Annotated in this window: 3 protein-coding genes; 1 reads left to right on the top strand and 2 read right to left on the bottom strand. The window is 75.0% G+C overall.

Features of this window, described 5'->3' with window-relative positions; genetic code table 11:
- Nucleotides 1-924: acyl-CoA dehydrogenase family protein (locus RH94_RS44970; protein ID WP_234426125.1), on the bottom strand; the 924-nt coding region annotated here is incomplete at its 3' end.
- A gap of 160 nt (nucleotides 925-1,084) precedes the next feature.
- Between RH94_RS44970 and RH94_RS29250 the strand changes: the two genes are divergently transcribed.
- Nucleotides 1,085-2,269 carry a YihY/virulence factor BrkB family protein gene (locus RH94_RS29250; protein ID WP_073951349.1) on the top strand — a complete coding sequence of 395 codons (1,185 nt, stop codon included), beginning with the start codon at nucleotides 1,085-1,087 and terminating at the stop codon, nucleotides 2,267-2,269.
- A gap of 396 nt (nucleotides 2,270-2,665) precedes the next feature.
- Here the strand turns inward: RH94_RS29250 and RH94_RS44965 are convergent.
- Nucleotides 2,666-3,042: LysR substrate-binding domain-containing protein (locus tag RH94_RS44965; RefSeq protein ID WP_234426124.1), on the bottom strand; the 377-nt coding region annotated here is incomplete at its 5' end.

Here is a 3,042-nt window from a genome sequence, read left to right as displayed (position 1 = left end):
CCCCGCCGAGCCGAGCACGCAGTCCAGCCGGGTCGCCGCCACCATCCCGATGATGGTGGGCACCCCGCGCCCCTCCTCGCCGACCCGGCGCGCCCAGGTCCCGTCGAACTCCACCTCGGCGGAGGCGTTCGACCGGTTGCCCAGCTTGTCCTTCAGCCGCTGGATCAGGAACACGTTCCGGGTGCCGTCCGCCAGCACGCGCGGCACCAGGAAGCAGGTGAGGCCCCCCGGGGCCTGTGCCAGCACCAGGAACCCGTCCGACATCGGCGCCGAGCAGAACCACTTGTGCCCGGTCAGCTCGTAGGCGCCGTCCTCGGCGAGCGGCCGCGCCGAGGTGGTGTTCGTCCGTACGTCGCTGCCGCCCTGCTTCTCGGTCATGCCCATCCCGAACAGCGCCCCGGCCTTCAGAGGGGCGGGCCGCAGCTCGCGTTCGTAGATCACGGACGTCAGCCGCGGCTCCCACTCGGCCGCCAGGTCCGGGTCGGCGCGCAGCGCGGGCACGGCCGCGTGGGTCATCGACAGCGGGCAGCCGGTGCCGGCCTCGGCCTGCGTCCACACGAGGAACCCGGCCGCCCGCCGCACATGCCCGGCCGGACGGTTCCAGGCCGCGGTCAGCCCGGCCGAGACGCCCTTGCCGAGCAGCCGGTGCCAGGCCGGGTGGAACTCGACCTCGTCGACACGGTGGCCGTAGCGGTCGTGCGTGCGCAGCCGCGGCGGGTTGGCGTCGGCCTGCGCCGCCCACTCCTGCACCTGGGCCGAGCCGGCGGACCGCCCGAGCGTCGACAGCTCCCCGCGCACCTCCTCCAGCAGACCGGCCTCGACGTGCCGCTCGACCGCCTCGACCAGGGCACGGTCGGTGGCGAAGACGTCGTGACCGGCCAGCGGGGGCGCCTGGTTGGTCACGGTGTGGGTGCTGACTGCCATGGCACGCAACCTACCTCGCGGTACGCCACCGGTCACCGCACGGCCGTACCGGACCCGTCCGTACCGAATACGGCCGGCCGGGCCCCGGCGGCGGTGTCCTGCCTGGTGACCGCCCCTGGCGGAGGAGTGGGCCGGGCCCCGGCGGAGATACCTTTGGGGCGTGCAGTCAGCCAGTGAATCCCCCGACAGGCCGCCCGGCCGCCTCCACCGGGCCCGAGCCGTCTACCGGAACGTGTCCAAACGCAGGATCACCTGGCTGCTGCTGAAGGACACCGTCGACTCGTGCATGGAGTACCGGATCCTGGGGCTCGCCGCCGAGGCGGCGTTCTTCTCCCTGCTGTCCGTGCCGCCGCTGCTGCTCAGCCTGCTCGGGCTGCTCGGCTACGTCGACGCCTGGACCGGCACCGACACCATCGCCAGCGTGCAGCGCAACATCCTCGACGCCTCCCGCACGGTCCTGTCCGACCAGGGCGTGCGGGACATCGCGCAGCCGATCCTGCAGGACGTGACCAAGGGCGGCAGACCCGACGTGATCTCCATCGGGTTCGTGATCGCCCTGTGGTCGGGCTCGCGCGCGGTGAACGTCTTCATCGACACCATCACCGTGATGTACGGCCTCGACGGCGTGCGCGGCATCGTCAGGACCCGGCTGCTGGCCTTCGGGCTGTTCATCGTGGCCCTGCTGATCGGCTCGGTCGCGCTGCCGCTGATGGTGGCCGGCCCGGACGCGGTGGTACGGATCGTGCCGTGGTCGACGACCCTCGTCCAGGTCCTGTACTGGCCCGTCGTCATCGTGCTGTCCGTCGTCTTCCTGACCACGCTGTACCACGTGTCGGTGCCGGTGCGCTCCCCGTGGATCGAGGACGTCCCCGGCGCCCTGGTCGCCCTGGCCATGTGGGTGGTGGGCAGCCTCCTGCTGCGCATCTACCTCACCAGCACGGTCGAGGGCCCGACCATCTACGGCTCCCTGGCCGCGCCGGTCGCCGTGCTGCTGTGGATCGGGGTGTCCGCGTTCGCCGTGCTCGTCGGGGCCGCGGTCAACGCCGCCATCGACCACGTCTGGCCGACCGCCGCCACGGCCGCGGCGCGCGAGGCCAACGAGCGGGTGCGCGAGGCGCAGATCGCCGAGTACGTGGCCCGCGCCGCCGCGGCCCGCGAGAGCGATCCCGAGGACCCGGACGACCCCGGCATGCCCTCGGAGTTCCCCGAGCGCTGGTCGCGCTTCCTGCCCCCGGAGGACGTGACCGCACGGCTGCGGTCCCAGACGAGGGGCCCCCGGCACGCCGACGGCGCCCAGGGCTCCCCGAAGAACGGACAGAACGGCTCCATCCCGCCCACGCAGTAGCCCACCGGGCGCCACGCCGTCCGGGCCGTACGCGTCCGGGCGCCATGCCATCCGGGCCGTACGCACCCGGGCCGGCCCTTACCGTCGCGGCGTTCGTCTGTCGGTCGTCGCCTCGCGGGCGACCGCCGCCGGCCCTGCCGCCGGGGGCGTCGGGCGCCGTTCGGTCGGTCAGGTCCGTCCGCGCGGTGGCCCGTCGGGCGCCAGGCCGTCCGGGCGTCCTGCCACCCGGGCCGGTCCCTACCGTCGCGGCGTTCGTCCGTCGGTCGTCGCCTCGCGGGCGACCGCCGCCGGCCCTGCCGCCGGGGGCGTCGGGCGCCGTTCGGTCGGTCAGGTCCGTCCGCGCGGTGGCCCGTCGGGCGCCAGGCCGTCCGGGCGTCCTGCCACCCGGGCCGGCCCTTACCGTCGCGGCGTCCGTCCGTCGGTCGTCGCCTCGCGGGCGACCGCCACCAGCTCCGCCGCCGGGCCCACCAGGCGCCGTCCGCTCGGCCAGACCGCGCGCAGCTCGCGCGTGAGGTCGACGCCCGCGACGTCGACGGCGACCAGCCGGCCCTCGGCGATGTCCCCGCGGACGGCCAGCTCGCTCAGGACGGACGGACCGGTGCCGGCGATCACCGCGCCGCGCACGGCGGCCGTCGAGCCCAGCTCCACCAGCGGCCGGGCACGGTCGCAGTCGGCCAGGTGCAGGGCGCGGTCCAGGGTCTGCCGGGTGCCGGAGCCGCTCTCGCGCAGCACCAGCGGCGTACGTGACAGCTCCCGCGCGGACAGCGGCTCGC

The organism is Streptomyces kebangsaanensis (genome assembly GCF_001906585.1).
Lineage (GTDB): Bacteria > Actinomycetota > Actinomycetes > Streptomycetales > Streptomycetaceae > Streptomyces > Streptomyces kebangsaanensis.
The sequence above is the reverse complement of the archived record's forward strand: the minus strand, read 5'-3'. Positions and strand labels throughout refer to the sequence as shown.